We start from the raw sequence: 15,501 nt of genomic DNA, 5'->3' as shown, positions 1-15,501 counted from the left end.
TTATTGTTTTCTTAGATTCCCTAACTCTTCCGCTAATGCTTGCGTTTCACTTGGGCTAAACGAATCTCTTTTCATCACTAGGTCATAAATTTCTTTTAGCTCTTCATACATATTTTCATCAAAATGCGATGGTTTGATGGCACCTAAGTTCAATACCTTTAACTTTTCTTTTATCTTTTCAATCATATATTCCACGTTTTCTACTGATTTCTCAGACAAGTTCATCGTTCGTTCTCCCCTTTTTCTGCAAGCTTGTAAAATAATCTTTCCATGTTCCCCTATAAAAGTCAAATGAATTTCAGCAACTTCTTTCCTGAAAGGTTGAAATGCCGTTCCTTTTCCTACAAAATGTAGAAAGGAGGGAAATAGTTATGGTTAAAGTTTTATTTGTATGCCTCGGGAATATTTGTCGTTCACCAATGGCAGAGGCGATGTTTCGTGATTTAGTGAAAAGGGAAGGATTAGAACATAAAATAACGGTTGACTCTGCGGGTACGGGAGATTGGCATCTTGGGAAGCCTCCTCATCAGGGAACACAAGATATATTAAGTCAGCATCAAATTAGTTTCGAAGGTCAGGTGGCGAGACAAATCATTGCCGCTGATCTGAATGAGTTTGATTATATTGTGGCAATGGACTCTCAAAATGAAAAAAATATACATAAGCTAAAATCTCTTCATACGAGTGCCAAAATTGTAAAACTACTTGATTATGTTCCAGAGGCAGAAAAAGTGGATGTTCCAGACCCGTACTTTACCGGGAACTTTCAAGAAGTGTTTGATTTATTAAAGATAGGCTGTGAACGTTTATTACAGGAAATTCAAACGAATGAGAATGCAAGCTGGGAGGGAAAATGAGATGAGTGGAACAAAAAAGTTTTGGACAGGTGTTCTATGGGGAGCTCTTGCCGGAGGGGCAATCAGTTTACTCGATCGTGACACCAGACAGGCTGTTGTACAAAGCTGTAAAAAGACAAGTGGGGAGCTATCCTATTATATCAAGCATCCAGATGAAGTAGTCGAACAGGTGAAGGATGCAACAACCAAAATTCGTTCAACCGTTGAGCAAGTGAGTGGAGATATTTCTTTTATTGCAGACAAGGTAGAGGAACTTCGCGAAGTCACACCAGCGGTAACGGGGATCGTAAAGGAAACGAAAGAGGCATTTCAAAAGGAAGAGGAATAGTTCATAGTAAAGAAGGGGGAATGGAATGGTTATTAATCTGAGATTTCTTACCTCACTTACAAAAAGAGTATTGCAGGATGATGTATTTGGACTGGCTGCACAGCTAGCCTACTTCTTTCTGCTTTCTTTATTTCCGTTGCTAATATTTTTAGCGACGCTGATTTCGTTTTTACCCATTTCACAACCAGAGCTCTTAGGGTTTGTGGAAGACTTTGCTCCAACAGAAACCTTTACACTTATTGAAACCAACTTAAACGACCTTATGGAAAAAAGGAACGGGGGCTTGCTCTCTTTTGGGATCATTGCCACCATTTGGTCAGCATCAAATGGCATTAATGCCATTGTTCGAGCATTTAACCATGCGTATGATGTCAAAGAGAGCCGTTCTTTTTTTGTCGCAAGGGGCATGTCTATTTTATTAACTTTTGCGATGATTTTTGTCTTTATTGTCGCTTTGTTGCTGCCTGTTTTCGGAAAGCAAATCGGCATATTCTTATTTTCTGCATTCGGTTTATCAGATGAATTTTTGTCGATTTGGAATGCGCTTCGATGGGTGGTTAGTTCGCTCATTTTGTTTACGGTATTTGTTGGTCTGTATTGGATCGCACCAAATAAAAAATTCAAGTGTGTCCGTGCGGTACCAGGTGCTATTTTTGCAACCATCGGTTGGGCGCTCGTTTCACTTGCTTTTTCATACTATGTAAGTAATTTCGGTAATTACTCGGCAACCTATGGAAGCATCGGTGCCATCATCGTATTGATGATTTGGTTTTATATGTCCGGAATTATTATGATTATTGGTGGAGAGATTAACGCACTTTATAGCAAAATGAAGGACGAGGCATGCTAAAAAGCCGGGGATGATCCCCGGCTCTTTCTATGACTTTAATAAACGTAAGCTGTTCAAAATAACAAGAATCGTACTACCTTCATGTCCAATGACCCCAAAAGGAAGGTCTAAAAATTGGAGGAAGTTTGAAGCAATTAACAACATGATGACTGAGATGGAAAAAATCACATTTTGTTTGATAATTCGATTCATTTTTTCAGAAAGTGTAATGGCTTCGGCAATACGAGGAAGGTCGTTCTTCATTAACACAATATCAGCTGTTTCAAGTGCAACATCTGAACCTTCTCCCATAGCAATCCCCACATTGGCGGTTGCTAGGGCAGGAGCGTCATTGATTCCATCTCCAACCATTGCAACGGTACCAAAACGTTCGCGAATTTCTTTTAACTTTTCCACCTTTGTTTCTGGCAGGCATTCAGCTACGTATTCATTTACGTGACTTTCACCAGCGATGGCTTCAGCCGTTTTTTCACTATCACCTGTTAGCATGATGGTGTAGATCCCTTTTGCTTTTAACAAATCAATGGCAGCTTTTGTTTCCTCACGTACCACATCCTTTAAGGCAATAAGGGCAACGAGTTTCTCATTTTGCTTCACAAAAACAATGGTTTTCCCTTCAGATGCGAGCTGTTTGGCTACCCCATTAGAAAAGCTTTCTGCCTCTATCTTGCCAACAAAGTCAGCTTTACCAATTTTCCAATCCATTCCGTCAAGACTTGCTCTCACACCATAACCCGATACATCTTCAATGCTATCAGGATGATTGAGCGTAGCCCCTGTTTCTTTTTTAACAAAAGTTACAATCGCCTGAGCTAGTGGATGATTCGAATGATTCTCAATGGATGCGACTGTTTTTAAAAGGGACTGTTCTTCCAAATCTTCGACGACTATGATATCTGTTACCTCAGGCTTACCTTTTGTAAGTGTACCTGTTTTATCAAAAGCAATGGCCTGTAAGTGGCTAAGATTTTCTAAATGAACCCCGCCTTTAAAAAGGATGCCGTGCTTAGCCCCATTGGAAATGGCGGATAAAGTTGCCGGCATGATCGACGCAACTAGTGCACATGGGGAGGCAACCACAAGTAAGATCATGGCCCGATAAAAGGTTTCCGTCCAACTCCAGCCAAGGGCATAATGTGGAACAAACATCATGAGTACAACGATGGCAAGAACGACTTTTACATAAGTACCTTCAAATTTTTCAATGAAAAGTTGAGAAGGTGATTTTTCACTTTGTGCGGATTGAACCAATTGAATGATCTTTTGAAATAAGGTTTCGCTGCTTGGTTTAGTGATTTCAACAGTAAGTGATCCATTTACATTCACCGTACCAGCAAACACTTCTTCGCCGATTCCTTTACTTACTGGGATCGATTCCCCTGTAATAGCAGCTTCATCTAAGTTTGATTGTCCTTTAATAATTTTTCCGTCTGAAGGGACGCGTTCACCAGGCTTTACTAAAATATGATCGCCGATACGAAGCTCGCTTACATGAACAGTTGCCTCATGACCACCGCGAATGAGAAGTGCCTCTTCAGGTTGAAGCTCCATTAATGCGGAGATCTCCTTATGGCTCTTGTTCATGGTGTACGTCTCAAGTGCACCACTCATCGCAAAAATAAAGATAAGAATGGCACCCTCTGTCCAATAACCGATAATCGCCGAACCAATCGCAGCAAAGATCATCAGCATTTCTACGTTCAATTCCTTGTCGGCAATCGTATCTTCTATTCCTTCCTTGGCCTTAGCAAATCCACCGATCACAAAAGCGAACAGAAAGGCAACAATAGAAGCTGTCGACCAATCGATTTTTTCTAATGTCCAACCAACCGCAATGAGAACCCCACTAGTAATGGCAGCAATTAATTCAGCATGCGGCTTGATTTTTTCAAAAAAGCTTTCATTTGCTTCAATAGGTCTCTCTAAAGCTTTTAATTCTGTATTCATATTCTCTCCTCCATTCGTCTAATTGAGAAAAATAATCAAAGTCATTACCCCTAAAAAACACGAAAGCTGTCATCTAATGATGACAGCAGAATTGCTTGGGTTATATTTTATTACGTTCATCATACCATATATTTTACGAGTTCAGAAGGGATTTGCTCATTATATTTTTCTACCTTAGATGGTTAGTGGATATCCTACATTTACATACATTGTAATAGTTTCAATTTTAAAATAAGTAAAAAGTCAGAGAATCACGCACTTTTCTCACTGGCTAAGTTTACCTTCATCCGTTTTCCAAACACAACAATCACAAGGAAAATAGAAAAGAGAAGAGTGCTGACGATATGGAAAAAGCTGATTTGTTTAAAGGCTTGAATGATGACCCCACCAATAGAAGGTCCTGTTAAGCTTCCAAGGCTAAAGGCGATTCCGCAAAGCAAATTTCCTGTAGGTAATAGATTTTTCGGCATAATATCAGTCATAAACGCTATTCCAAGCGAGAAGGTCGAACCTACCACCATACCGGCTGATAGGAAACAAATAAATAAACCAAGGAATGATTCTTCTAGGAAGCTCGCCGCAGAGAAGCTCGTAAATCCAAGAAATAAAATAACTATTAACACTTTCCGACGGCCAAAGCGGTCACTAAGGATTCCAAGCGGTAGCTGTGTAATAATCCCACCAACTGCGAAGGAAGTAAGCAAGATAGACACTTCTGACACTTCAATACCAGACCTGAGGGCATATACCGGGAAAATTCCATTCAATGATGATTCCAAAAAGCCGTACGCAAGGGGTGGCAAAAATGCAACCCAACCGTACTTTAGTGCTTGCCCAAATCGTTTTCCCGTGTCTTTTAGTCCGCCGATCCCCTCGTCGTTCTCAGGGTACTCATTTTTCAATGCAAAAATAAAGACCCATCCGACAAGACACATGGCTGATGAGATGATAAAGGGAAGTGACAGACTGATATTTACTAGCGGTGTCATCAGTGGTCCTACCGCAAATCCTATCCCAAAAAACAATCCGTACAAAGAAAGATTTCTTCCTCTAGTTGCTTCTGGTGAAGAAGAAGTAATCCAGGTTTGTGTCGCAAAGTGAAGGGCGTGGTCACCAATACCAATGAAAAAGCGAAGCAAAAGCCAAAACCAAAAGTTTTGCCACAAAGGAAAAAGAGCAAGGGCAACGACGACCAATAATCCCCCAATTAGGATGATGTTTTTATATCCGAACTTTCGTAGCGGCTGCTCCATAAAAGGAGAGGCTAGAAGGATTCCTATATATAGTGCAGTAGCATTCATTCCGTTCATTCCAGAACTAATCCCGCTTTTTTCAAAAATAACCGCGACTAATGGCAGCAGCATCCCTTGGCTAAAGCCTGAAATCGCTACAATGCTGACAAGTATCCAGAAAGCATGTTTACTATTTTTCATGATTGTTTCTCCTCTATATTTCTTCTCCCATCATACAAGAATATTTCGGAGGGTGAAACAAATTTTTACGATGAAGTTCTTTTTAAAAATGGAAAAATAGTGTAATCTCATCTGTATGAAATCATATCGAGGTGAGAAAATGGAATTTCATATGAAGGATGTCGGGTTTTACACAGAAACACCATACGGAAGATTAGATGTGGCAGGTGATGAAGCTTACGGATTCCGTCCTTATCAGCTTTTAGTTGCTTCAGTTGCCGTATGTAGCGGGGGAGTTCTTCGCAAAGTGCTTGAAAAGATGCGCATGACGATTGAAGATATACACATTGCTACAGATGTTGAAAGAAACAAAGAGGAAGCGGATCGAGTCGAGTTGATTAAAGTTCACTTTACGATTAAAGGTGTGAACCTAGACGAAAAGAAAATCCATAAGGCAATGGAATTAACACGGAAAAACTGCTCGATGGTTCAATCCGTGATTGGAAAAATTGATATCGTTGAAACGTTTGAAATTGCTTCAAATGGATCATAAAAGGGAGGGGCAGAGTTTTCTGCCCCTCGTTTTAAATGGTTAGCTCTTCTGGCTCACTGCCTGCTTTTTCAAAATAAAGTATTCTTTTTGGCTTGAAAGCTAATAATACGTAATTCGGATCATCCGAGCCAGACATCCATTCAGCTAACGAGTCGTCCCAAAATCTTTTACGAAGGTCCGGTGAATCCTCAACGGAGGCGGTCGCTTCTATTTCGCAATAATGACTGGTAAAGCTTCCTGCTTCGAGACCGAGTAAAATATGAACATTTGGATTGGTATTCATGTCATCGAGTTTATGTGTATCTTTGTGAGTGGCAGCATATAAAGTTAATCCATCGTGAAAAAAGAGCATAAATCGGCTAAACGGTTTCCCATCTTGAATCGTTGCCAGCGTTCCAATCGCGTGTTTATCAAACATATGTAGTACTTTATCTTTTACATTCATGACGATCTCTCCTTTTAAGAAGCTATCTATAATCTGTCTCGTTACCGAGTTTTTATGACTGATAAATTTTACATGGAAGAAGGAAGACATTATGGCAAATAAAGTGTTCTTGATATTAGTCCTTATTGGTGTGCCGTTATCTGTGATCGGAACAATGATGCACTGGTCTAGTATTATCATGTTTATCATCTACTGTTTAACGATTATTGCGTTATCTAGTTTTATGGGGAGAGCGACCGAGAGCTTGGCTATTGTTACGGGACCTCGTGTTGGGGGATTGTTGAATGCGACCTTTGGCAATGCGGTGGAGTTAATTATTTCTGTATTTGCGTTAAAAGCAGGATTAACGGGTGTCGTGCTTGCCTCATTAACCGGTTCTGTACTAGGAAATCTTTTGTTGGTAGCAGGACTTTCGTTTTTTGTCGGCGGACTAAAATATAAAAGACAAACCTTTAATGTGTTTGATGCAAGGCATAATTCCGGATTATTAATGTTTGCCGTGATTGTTGCATTTGTGATACCCGAAGTATTTTCGATGACCATGGAACCAACGGAAAAAATGTCTTTAAGCGTTGGAATCTCCGTGATTTTAATTCTTTTATACTTAGCGGCTTTATTTTTTAAGCTGGTTACTCACCGTGGGGTATATCAATCCTCTGAAGAAGGTGGAGAACATGAAGAAGAGGTTCCGGAGTGGGGAAAAAACAAAGCGATTGGAGTGCTATTTATTGCCACACTTGCTGTCGCTTACGTTTCTGAAAATCTCGTTCATACCTTTGAAGTAGTCGGAGAAACCTTTGGATGGACCGAGCTTTTCATCGGAGTCATTATCGTGGCCATTGTTGGAAATGCTGCCGAGCACGCATCAGCGGTGATTATGGCTTATAAAAACAAGATGGATATAGCGGTAGAAATTGCGGTGGGTTCGACACTGCAAATTGCGATGTTCGTTGCACCTGCGCTCGTGTTAGTTTCTTTATTTTTCCCAACACCGATGCCATTAGTGTTCACTATACAGGAGCTGATTGCGATGGCGTCGGCTGTGTTATTGTCGATTATCATCGCAAACGATGGAGAATCCAACTGGTTTGAAGGGGCGACCTTGCTTGCTGCCTATTTTATTATGGGGATTGGATTTTACTTATTATAAATGCCAAAAAAGACTCTGTATCAAGAAACGATACAGAGTCTTTTCTTATTTTTTTAAGTAATATTTACATTTCCAAGAATATGTTGGACAAGGTCGGAATAAAAAGATACAGACGCTTGTTTTCTAGTTTATCAACTCCCTCTCTATTAAGATGGTTTCGTTAAAGAAGAGAAAAATAACAAGATAAACTACAAACCTCCTTTTAAAAGTGTTAAGCGTATGTTCTGCTATCCTCCTTTGTTAAGAATGTAAGCTAATTATAGCTCACAAAGTTATTTATGTAAATATTCAGAACATTACAATATTGTTACAATTTGGCGAAAGGGGGCTTATTTACTCATTGTTTATACATCGCTTATTGTTCTATGTAGGTGGACTTGCAATTTTGACTTTAGGTGCGTCTCTGACCATAAAAGCTGATCTTGGTGCTGGCCCTTGGGACTCACTGAATGTTGGATTGACCCATTTGCTAGGGCTAACGGTAGGTGGGTGGTCCATCATTATTGGTCTACTGTTAATATTCTTGAATGCTTTGATCAAGAAGACGATGCCCGAAGTGTCCTGTGCAATCACGGTAGCTATAAGTGGGATTTTTATTGATGGGTGGCTATTATTTGTGTTTGATGGGTTTCACCCAGTAGGATTCTATCCTAAGTTAATAAGCCTTACCACGGGAATCCTACTTATTTCATTAGGCATTGCTACGTATATACAGGCAAGATGGCCACTTAGCCCAATTGATGACTTTATGATTGCCTTGAAGGAGAGATACAAGATTACTCTCGGAACAGCCAAAACGATTGGTGAGGTGCTAGCACTATGCTTTGCCGTACTCCTTCATGGTCCGATTGGTTTGGGGACATTTGCTGTAGCACTTGGTCTTGGACCATTTATTGCATTTTTTAGTTTGATGTGGGAAAGAGTTTTGATTAAGAAATGGTAGAAGTTTTTGGCAAATGGATAATTTGATGGAACTCCGAAAAAACTAATATCAAATCTATGAGTTAGCTGAAAGGAGTTCCACTACATGAGAAAGTTATTGTATGCGCTAGTCGTTGGCTTTCTTTTCTCGCTCTTATCTTTTTCCACCATACACGCTGAAAAACCAGCTGCACCTGAAGCAAAAAAGGAAAAGCAACAACAGGTTCAAGTTCCAAATTCGGTACTAAACATAACAAAAGAAAATACATATCCAAACCCAACGCAGGATATGCCGACCTTGCAACCTAGTGAACTGACTAAGGATTTAATTGAATCTTCTAAAGTGAAAATTGAAAACCCAGAATTGATTCGCATGTTAAATGAAACGACTGTGAACAGTACACCATTTGCTGTCGGTTACCGGGCGATCATTTACTTAGGGCAGTGGCCGCTAAATTATGAATCCAGTGAAACGGCACCGAACTGGGAATATCAAAAAATTAATACGAATTATGTAGACAATCGTGGTGGAAACGCAAACTACCAAATGCATTATGTACAAGAAATGCAGAAAATTGTACGCGGTGGCTTAACATCAAAGGTGGCTAATGCAGAGGATGTTAAGAAAATGATGTTGTTAAAGGCTGCTGAAAAAACAGGTCTTCCTCTCGCATTTGAAACTGTCGTAGGCGGGGGAACGAAGAAGGATCAAGTATACAATGTACCGCCGAAACGCCTTGGCTATCTGTACGGATACGCACCAGCTGTAAACGAAAAAGGAAAGGTCACTTACGGTGAAGTGTATATCATGCTTAAAGGGAGCAAAAAAATGATTGTGGTGAAAAACGTGACGTCACAAGGAATTGGCGCTTGGATTCCCGTTCAGGACCATGTTTCATTTGGATTCATCGCACCAGATAAGCCGAGATAAGTAGGAGAATGAAGAAAGGGTCGATCACTAAAATAGGTGATCGACCCTTTCTATTTTTAAATATGAGCTTTACGTGTAGAGAAATCAATGCCTTTATAATAACTGTTTTTCACTAGCACATTTGGCCCAAGGCAGCGAGCGGCTGGGCAGTGGCAGCTTAAGCTTTTTGCTAAGTCCGTCTCAAGCCATTTATTAAAAATGCCTGGTAACTCATCGGTTTGGATATTACCAAGTGGTGGAGTATCACCGAAATCGGTTACGATGACCTCACCAGTAAAAATATTAATATTGAGTCGTGAGCGTCCATCGGGATCATTGCGGACAGTAACATTTTTTGCATGATAAAGCTTTTGTAAAAGAGCTTGATCTTCTTCACTTGTGTTACACGCATAGAAAGGTAGAGTTCCAAACAGCATCCAGACATTTTCGTTACGGAAGTCAAGTAATCGATGAACTGCTTGGCGAATTTCGTCTAGCCCAAGAACTTCCAGATTTGATGCAAAGTCAGAAGGATACATCGGGTGTATCTCATGACGTTGGCACTTCATCTCCTCAACGATTTGCTCGTGAATACTTTCTAAGTATGGAAGAGTTCTCTTATTCAGCATCGTCTCCGCAGAAACCATCACTCCTGCATCGACCAATGCGCGGCTGTTTTCAATCATTCGATTGAAAAGTGCGGCACGTTGCTCGCGAGTTGGTTTCTTCTCCATCATCGCAAATCCACCGTCGATAAAATCATCTACCGTTCCCCAATTATGCGAAATATGAAGAACATCTAGATAGGGGCTGATTTTATAATAGCGTTCAATATCTAACGTAAGATTTGAGTTTATCTGAGTACGAACACCCCGTGAATGGGCATACTCAAACAAAGGAAGCACATAGTTCTCAACAGATTTGAGTGATAGCATAGGCTCTCCACCTGTAATACTAAGTGAGCGAAGATGCGGTATTTCATCAAGTCTTTTAATTAATAAGTCGATTGGCAAGCCCTTAGGGTCCTTTGGCTGCAAAGTATAACCAACTGCACAATGCTCACAGCGCATGTTGCAAAGTGTGGTCGTTGTAAATTCTATATTTGACAGGGTCATTTTCCCGTGTTGTTCCACATCCATATAAGCTTCCCAAGGATCATATTGGGGAGTGATGGCAGGTTTGTTAATTGTCTTCATCGATTCTCTCCTTTTCAAGATCATCCTTTGCTATTATCAATTTGTATGATGAATCTGTCAATCCATGTTCAAGTTCTTCGAAAAGTGGGGAAAATAGAAACAAACAGCCTTGAAAGTTGGAAGGAATTTCTGTAGGATGAAAAACGAGTGAAAGGAGCGAGTCGAATTGGGTAACAAAGTTAGCGATAAAAATTCACAGGTTACATTTTTAAAACAGCGATTAAATATGTTTATTGAAGTATTGGATGCCATTGAGCCAGAAAATACAGAGCTTGAAGATATCGATCGTCTGATTGAAATGATTGATGATTTAGAATCAAAATGCCGAGAATTTAATAACCGTGATCAATAAATGACAAAGTGTAGCTTAGTTTAGCTGCACTTTTTTCTATGATGAAACTTATGATTGATGAATTCGTACATATATATAGAAAGGATGTGGAGAATGTTGAATATGGGAGATTTGTTATTTCAGATTTTATCCATGCTATTAATGGTCGGGTTTGTTACTGTGTTTATTTACATACTTGTGAGCTATTTAAATCGCTCGAAGAAATCTGCATCTACAGCGATTGAAGAAAAACTTGACCGTATTATTGAATTGCTCGAACAGGAGAGAAAGAGGGAATAACTTTTATGTTAAGTAGAAGTCAGTTTTCGATTATATTAGGATTTGCCATCGTTCTTGGTGTCATTGCGGCATTGGTTGACATTCCATTTTGGATATTAATTGTGGTGATATTATTGATTACTGCGGCAGTGAGCTATTTGCCAATCATGATGAACCTCTATATAACGGACGATATGAAAAAGGTTGAGAGGTTTTTAGAAGCTAGACTGAATCAGCCTATCTTTCATTTTTATTATGCGTTAGCAAACGAGGATATCTTTCAGGTAGAAAAAGCACTTCGTGACGTACGTGAAAAATATAAAAAAGCTCATTATTATATGATTTATTCTGTTACATATGCTGCGTATAAAGGAAAGTTAGTGGAGGAAAGAGACTCCATTGCTCAGATCAAGCAGCCAGCGTTGCGATTGTATTATGAGGGGCTATTGGCCATTGAGGAGGAAGAGCTGGAGCGTGCCTCACAACTAGCTAGTGAGCAGAAGAAGCCGTGGATGAAGGAAGCGATATTAGCGGAAGTTGCAGTTAATCGCGGAAATCATGAGCTTACCATCCAGCACCAGCAGGAAGCGATTCGCTTGACGCATGGGCTTCAGAGGTATTTGTTGGTAAAAAAGTATGGGGTTGCGGGTGGAACTCGCGGATAGGATGAGGAAAGTCGCCGATAGGAAGGGCAAACTCGCGGATAAAAATAGGATTCACTATGAAAGCCAATCTCGTTGCCGTGATATTCACGGCCGTTTTTTATTTTCCAAGCAGCAGCGAATTGAACAACTCGTCCCGCATCATCTGTAACCGATTCCAGCTAAACCCTTTCCATCAAATCGTGATAGGAGTATAATATGTGATGGGGAAATGTTGAAAAATTCATACTTATTTATTAGATACATGGGGAAGGGGAACCAGTCATGAATATCGAGAAGTTTCAGGAAAGTATGTATCAACTCATCGTAGAAACATCAACAAAGTTACCAAAGGATGTTCGACGTGCCATTCGTGCGGCGAAGGAAAAAGAGAGCTCAGGTACACGCTCAGCGATGAGCTTAGCAACGATTACAAATAATATTAAGATGGCAGACGACAATGTGTCGCCAATCTGTCAGGATACAGGGCTACCAACGTTTAAAATTAAAACGCCTGTTGGAGCCAACCAAATCGTGATGAAAAAAGCGATTAAAGAAGCGATTGCTCAAGCAACTAAAGACGGAAAACTTCGTCCAAACTCAGTTGACTCTCTTACGGGTGATAACAGTGGAGACAATCTAGGAGAAGGTACCCCTGTTATTAAGTTCGAACAATGGGAAAAGGATTATATCGACGTGCGCCTCATCTTAAAGGGCGGCGGTTGTGAAAATAAAAATATTCAATACAGCCTTCCAGCGGAGCTAGAAGGACTTGGTCGTGCAGGCCGTGATCTAGACGGAATTCGAAAATGTATCATGCACTCAGTATATCAAGCACAAGGACAAGGCTGTAGCGCTGGTTTTATCGGTGTCGGTATCGGGGGAGACCGAACATCTGGTTATGAATTAGCAAAAGAGCAGCTATTCCGTTCGGTGGACGATGTGAATCCTAACGAAGATCTTCGAAAATTGGAAGAGTACGTGATGGATCATGCCAATGAACTGGGAATTGGTACAATGGGATTTGGTGGGGAAACGACCCTCCTTGGTTGTAAAGTAGGTGTCATAAACCGTATCCCTGCGAGTTTCTTCGTATCAGTAGCTTATAACTGTTGGGCATATCGCCGTTTAGGAGTAGAGGTGAATCCAGAAACAGGTGAGATCAACAGCTGGATGTATCAAGAAGGAGAGAACGTAGATTTTGCTGCGGAACAAGAAGCGCAAGCACAAACAGCTGCATCTCAAGAAACAGAGAATCGTGTGGTTACTCTTGAAGCTCCTATCACAGAAGAGCAAATCCGTGAACTTCAAGTGGGCGATGTTGTCAAAATTAATGGCATGATGTACACGGGGCGCGATGCTATTCATAAATATTTGTCTGACCATGATGCACCGATTAACCTTGACGGACAAATCATTTACCACTGTGGACCGGTTATGCTAAAGGATGACGAAGGCAAGTGGCATGTAAAAGCGGCTGGCCCAACAACCAGTATTCGTGAGGAGCCTTACCAAGGAGATATCATGAAGAAGTTTGGTATCCGTGCAGTTATTGGAAAAGGTGGAATGGGTTTAAAAACTCTATCCGCATTAAAAGAACACGGTGGCGTGTACTTGAATGCAATCGGGGGAGCAGCGCAATACTATGCCGATTGTATTAAATCGGTTGAAGGTGTAGACCTTATGCAATTTGGGATTCCAGAAGCAATGTGGCATTTAAAAGTAGAAGGTTTTACAGCAGTTGTGACAATGGATTCCCATGGAAAGAGCTTGCATCAAGATGTGGAAAAATCATCTTTAGAAAAGCTAACTAATTTCAAAGAACGAGTATTTTAATATAGGATCGAGTGCTGTAGTAGCACTCGATTTTTTACATAACGGAGGAACAAATGAAGGGGAATATAATCTTTTTAAATGGTGTTTCAAGTGCGGGAAAAAGCACCTTGTCAAAGGAAATCGTGAAGCTTCTTCCTAACTATTTTCATTTTAGTGTGGATGACTTTGACACAATCATTGAAAGGATGGAAGAACGCGGGACGGACCGTCTAATCCCTGTCCCTACAGAAATGTTTTTCCATCGGTCGATTGCTATGTTTTCCGATCAAGGCATTAATTTGATTATCGATCATGTACTGCACGATCAAGAAACGATAACAGATGCTTATCATACATTAAGAAATTATCCAATCTATTTTGTTGGTGTTCATTGTCCAGTGGAGGAACTGGAGAGGCGGGAAATGGTACGCGGTGATCGAAGAATTGGACAAGCAAGACTACAGCTTCAGTTTGTTCACCAACAGAATGAAGACTATGATATAGAAGTGGATACTTTTACAAACGGTACGGAGGAGAGTGCCCAAGCAATTGCCGAATTTGTTTTAGCTAATGAAGCTTCACTCGGTTTTTCCAAATAACATGAATGATTTTCTCTCTAATTACGGACAATAAGGAAAACTTGTACTGTGAGAGGGGACTACAGATGAAAAAGCTGTTAGCCATCCTTTTTTCCTTATTGCTTAGCTTTTCGACCATCGTCTCAGCAAGTGTCTCCAATGCTCCGATTCACTGGGGCTTTAAAAAATCTTCAAATGAAGAACCGGTCGAAGCCGGAAAAGAGTATGATGAGCTGTTAGAGAAGTACGGAGCCTTTTATAAAGGTGATCCAAAGAAAAAGGACATATTCTTAACATTTGATAATGGCTATGAAAATGGGTACACAGCCAAAGTGCTTGATGTGCTGAAAAAAGAGAAAGTGCCTGCCGCCTTTTTTATAACTGGTCATTACTTAGAAAGTGCCTCTGACCTTGTGAAGCGGATGGCTGATGAAGGCCATATTGTTGGCAATCATTCGTATTATCACCCAGATATGACGACCGTAAGCGACGAAAGATTTTACAGAGAACTTGAAAAAGTTCGTGCAGGTACCGAAGAAATAACCGGTGTTAAACATATGGTGTACCTTCGCCCGCCTCGAGGAGTATTCAGTGAACGTACCCTTATGAAGGCAAAGGAAATGGGCTACACCCACGTTTTCTGGTCTCTTGCTTTTGTTGACTGGTACCGGGACGATCAAAAGGGATGGCAGTATTCTTATAATAATGTAATGAAGCAGATTCATCCGGGAGCGGTACTGTTGTTGCACACTGTATCTAAGGACAATGCGGATGCTCTGGAAACAATCATTAAGGATTTAAAACAGAAAGGTTATACCTTTAAAAGTTTGGATGAGTACACTCGCGGTGAGGCAATGAAGGATCCAATCTTTAAGATTAGGAAACGAAATAAATGATAAATTGTGATGCGGATATCTTTGATGTCCGCATTTTCCTATGGTGATTAGATTTTTAAAAAAGTTATTGTGTTTTATCTTAGAATTATGTAAGATATTCTTCTGCTTCAAAATTTGAAGTCTCTTTAAAAAATAATTCGAAAATAGAAGTTGACTTCTGCGAATTAAGATGATATAGTAATACATGTAGCCGACAACAACGACGTGAAAATAACGTTCAAAAAAGTTTTTCGTAGAAGTTGACAACGGTGAAAAGATATTGTAAGATAATCAAGTGCTTAATTGAACCTTGAAAACTGAACAAGACAACAAACGTCAACGTTAATTCAAAGTTTTAACTTTTTAAGAGCTAATCTTACTCTTTATTGGAGAGTTTGATCCTGGCTCAGGAC

The 15,501-nt window shown here is 40.2% G+C and carries 18 protein-coding genes; 13 read left to right on the top strand and 5 right to left on the bottom strand.

What is annotated here, in order from left to right; genetic code table 11:
- Positions 1-225, bottom strand: a complete 225-nt coding sequence (locus ACGLXV_RS05185; protein WP_119706724.1) for a DUF1128 domain-containing protein — start codon at positions 223-225, stop codon at positions 1-3.
- A gap of 146 nt (positions 226-371) precedes the next feature.
- On the opposite strand from ACGLXV_RS05185, the gene ACGLXV_RS05180 reads away from it, so the two are divergent.
- The 3 genes from ACGLXV_RS05180 to ACGLXV_RS05170 are packed head-to-tail and all read left to right on the top strand — an operon-like array spanning position 372 to position 2,035.
- Complete coding sequence (locus ACGLXV_RS05180; protein ID WP_391557794.1) at positions 372-857, top strand: low molecular weight protein-tyrosine-phosphatase; 486 nt, start codon at positions 372-374, stop codon at positions 855-857.
- Between the two features lies 1 nt (position 858).
- Positions 859-1,185 carry a YtxH domain-containing protein gene (locus tag ACGLXV_RS05175; protein WP_119706726.1) on the top strand — a complete coding sequence of 109 codons (327 nt, stop codon included), beginning with the start codon at positions 859-861 and terminating at the stop codon, positions 1,183-1,185.
- Between the two features lie 25 nt (positions 1,186-1,210).
- The gene (locus tag ACGLXV_RS05170) at positions 1,211-2,035 is read left to right on the top strand and encodes a YihY/virulence factor BrkB family protein (protein ID WP_391557793.1); all 825 of its coding nucleotides are present in this window, start codon (positions 1,211-1,213) and stop codon (positions 2,033-2,035) included.
- A 27-nt stretch (positions 2,036-2,062) separates the two neighbouring features.
- On the opposite strand, the gene ACGLXV_RS05165 is transcribed toward ACGLXV_RS05170, so the two are convergent.
- On the bottom strand, positions 2,063-3,982 hold the full coding sequence (locus tag ACGLXV_RS05165; protein ID WP_391557792.1) for a heavy metal translocating P-type ATPase: 1,920 nt from the start codon (positions 3,980-3,982) through the stop codon (positions 2,063-2,065).
- A 251-nt stretch (positions 3,983-4,233) separates the two neighbouring features.
- Positions 4,234-5,415, bottom strand: a complete 1,182-nt coding sequence (locus ACGLXV_RS05160) for an MFS transporter (RefSeq protein ID WP_391557791.1) — start codon at positions 5,413-5,415, stop codon at positions 4,234-4,236.
- A 139-nt stretch (positions 5,416-5,554) separates the two neighbouring features.
- Between ACGLXV_RS05160 and ACGLXV_RS05155 the strand changes: the two genes are divergently transcribed.
- A complete protein-coding gene (locus tag ACGLXV_RS05155) occupies positions 5,555-5,947 on the top strand; it encodes an OsmC family protein (RefSeq protein ID WP_119706730.1) in 393 nt (130 codons plus the stop codon).
- A gap of 31 nt (positions 5,948-5,978) precedes the next feature.
- Here the strand turns inward: ACGLXV_RS05155 and ACGLXV_RS05150 are convergent, their stop codons facing one another.
- Positions 5,979-6,392: a pyridoxamine 5'-phosphate oxidase family protein gene (locus ACGLXV_RS05150; RefSeq protein ID WP_391557790.1), complete on the bottom strand. Its 414-nt coding sequence runs from the start codon at positions 6,390-6,392 to the stop codon at positions 5,979-5,981.
- Positions 6,393-6,483: 91 nt separating this feature from the next.
- Here ACGLXV_RS05150 and cax point away from each other — a divergent pair, with 91 nt between their 5' ends.
- From cax to ACGLXV_RS05135, 3 genes are all read left to right on the top strand, one after another.
- Positions 6,484-7,542: a calcium/proton exchanger gene (gene cax / locus ACGLXV_RS05145; RefSeq protein ID WP_119706732.1), complete on the top strand. Its 1,059-nt coding sequence runs from the start codon at positions 6,484-6,486 to the stop codon at positions 7,540-7,542.
- Between the two features lie 340 nt (positions 7,543-7,882).
- Positions 7,883-8,485: a YczE/YyaS/YitT family protein gene (locus tag ACGLXV_RS05140; RefSeq protein ID WP_391557789.1), complete on the top strand. Its 603-nt coding sequence runs from the start codon at positions 7,883-7,885 to the stop codon at positions 8,483-8,485.
- Positions 8,486-8,569: 84 nt separating this feature from the next.
- Positions 8,570-9,394, top strand: coding sequence for a YfkD famly protein (locus tag ACGLXV_RS05135; RefSeq protein WP_119706733.1), 825 nt, complete (start codon positions 8,570-8,572; stop codon positions 9,392-9,394).
- Positions 9,395-9,450: 56 nt separating this feature from the next.
- Here ACGLXV_RS05135 and yfkAB read toward each other — a convergent pair whose 3' ends face one another.
- A complete protein-coding gene (gene yfkAB, locus ACGLXV_RS05130; protein WP_391557788.1) occupies positions 9,451-10,569 on the bottom strand; it encodes a radical SAM/CxCxxxxC motif protein YfkAB in 1,119 nt (372 codons plus the stop codon).
- 166 nt (positions 10,570-10,735) lie between these two features.
- Between yfkAB and ACGLXV_RS05125 the strand changes: the two genes are divergently transcribed.
- From ACGLXV_RS05125 to pdaA, 6 genes are all read left to right on the top strand, one after another.
- The gene (locus ACGLXV_RS05125) at positions 10,736-10,921 is read left to right on the top strand and encodes an SE1561 family protein (protein WP_119706735.1); all 186 of its coding nucleotides are present in this window, start codon (positions 10,736-10,738) and stop codon (positions 10,919-10,921) included.
- Between the two features lie 93 nt (positions 10,922-11,014).
- Complete coding sequence (locus ACGLXV_RS05120; RefSeq protein ID WP_391557787.1) at positions 11,015-11,200, top strand: DUF4083 family protein; 186 nt, start codon at positions 11,015-11,017, stop codon at positions 11,198-11,200.
- Positions 11,201-11,205: 5 nt separating this feature from the next.
- Positions 11,206-11,844, top strand: coding sequence for a YgaP family membrane protein (locus ACGLXV_RS05115; protein WP_391557786.1), 639 nt, complete (start codon positions 11,206-11,208; stop codon positions 11,842-11,844).
- 261 nt (positions 11,845-12,105) lie between these two features.
- Positions 12,106-13,656, top strand: a complete 1,551-nt coding sequence (locus ACGLXV_RS05110; RefSeq protein WP_391557785.1) for a fumarate hydratase — start codon at positions 12,106-12,108, stop codon at positions 13,654-13,656.
- Positions 13,657-13,709: 53 nt separating this feature from the next.
- Positions 13,710-14,234 (top strand): chloramphenicol phosphotransferase CPT family protein, encoded by a 525-nt coding sequence (locus ACGLXV_RS05105; RefSeq protein WP_391557784.1) that lies wholly within the window; start codon positions 13,710-13,712, stop codon positions 14,232-14,234.
- A 65-nt stretch (positions 14,235-14,299) separates the two neighbouring features.
- Positions 14,300-15,109 carry a delta-lactam-biosynthetic de-N-acetylase gene (pdaA, locus tag ACGLXV_RS05100; RefSeq protein ID WP_119706740.1) on the top strand — a complete coding sequence of 270 codons (810 nt, stop codon included), beginning with the start codon at positions 14,300-14,302 and terminating at the stop codon, positions 15,107-15,109.
- The last annotated feature ends 392 nt before the right edge of the window (positions 15,110-15,501 follow it).

It is taken from the genome of Robertmurraya sp., from assembly GCF_036676585.1.
Taxonomy (GTDB): domain Bacteria; phylum Bacillota; class Bacilli; order Bacillales; family Cytobacillaceae; genus Robertmurraya_A.
Note: the sequence above shows the minus strand (reverse complement) of the source record. Positions and strands in the feature narration are given on the sequence as shown.

Bases quoted from the DNA above. Each gene is read 5' to 3' on its own strand.
- ACGLXV_RS05115 (WP_391557786.1), top strand. From the start codon at position 11,206: ATGTTAAGTAGAAGTCAGTTTTCGATTATATTAGGATTTGCCATCGTT.
- ACGLXV_RS05170 (WP_391557793.1), top strand. From the start codon at position 1,211: ATGGTTATTAATCTGAGATTTCTTACCTCACTTACAAAAAGAGTATTG.
- yfkAB (WP_391557788.1), bottom strand. From the start codon at position 10,569: ATGAAGACAATTAACAAACCTGCCATCACTCCCCAATATGATCCTTGG.
- ACGLXV_RS05150 (WP_391557790.1), bottom strand. From the start codon at position 6,392: ATGAATGTAAAAGATAAAGTACTACATATGTTTGATAAACACGCGATT.
- ACGLXV_RS05135 (WP_119706733.1), top strand. From the start codon at position 8,570: ATGAGAAAGTTATTGTATGCGCTAGTCGTTGGCTTTCTTTTCTCGCTC.
- pdaA (WP_119706740.1), top strand. From the start codon at position 14,300: ATGAAAAAGCTGTTAGCCATCCTTTTTTCCTTATTGCTTAGCTTTTCG.
- ACGLXV_RS05160 (WP_391557791.1), bottom strand. From the start codon at position 5,415: ATGAAAAATAGTAAACATGCTTTCTGGATACTTGTCAGCATTGTAGCG.
- ACGLXV_RS05155 (WP_119706730.1), top strand. From the start codon at position 5,555: ATGGAATTTCATATGAAGGATGTCGGGTTTTACACAGAAACACCATAC.
- ACGLXV_RS05110 (WP_391557785.1), top strand. From the start codon at position 12,106: ATGAATATCGAGAAGTTTCAGGAAAGTATGTATCAACTCATCGTAGAA.
- ACGLXV_RS05165 (WP_391557792.1), bottom strand. From the start codon at position 3,982: ATGAATACAGAATTAAAAGCTTTAGAGAGACCTATTGAAGCAAATGAA.
- ACGLXV_RS05105 (WP_391557784.1), top strand. From the start codon at position 13,710: ATGAAGGGGAATATAATCTTTTTAAATGGTGTTTCAAGTGCGGGAAAA.
- ACGLXV_RS05185 (WP_119706724.1), bottom strand. From the start codon at position 225: ATGAACTTGTCTGAGAAATCAGTAGAAAACGTGGAATATATGATTGAA.
- cax (WP_119706732.1), top strand. From the start codon at position 6,484: ATGGCAAATAAAGTGTTCTTGATATTAGTCCTTATTGGTGTGCCGTTA.
- ACGLXV_RS05175 (WP_119706726.1), top strand. From the start codon at position 859: ATGAGTGGAACAAAAAAGTTTTGGACAGGTGTTCTATGGGGAGCTCTT.
- ACGLXV_RS05120 (WP_391557787.1), top strand. From the start codon at position 11,015: ATGTTGAATATGGGAGATTTGTTATTTCAGATTTTATCCATGCTATTA.
- ACGLXV_RS05180 (WP_391557794.1), top strand. From the start codon at position 372: ATGGTTAAAGTTTTATTTGTATGCCTCGGGAATATTTGTCGTTCACCA.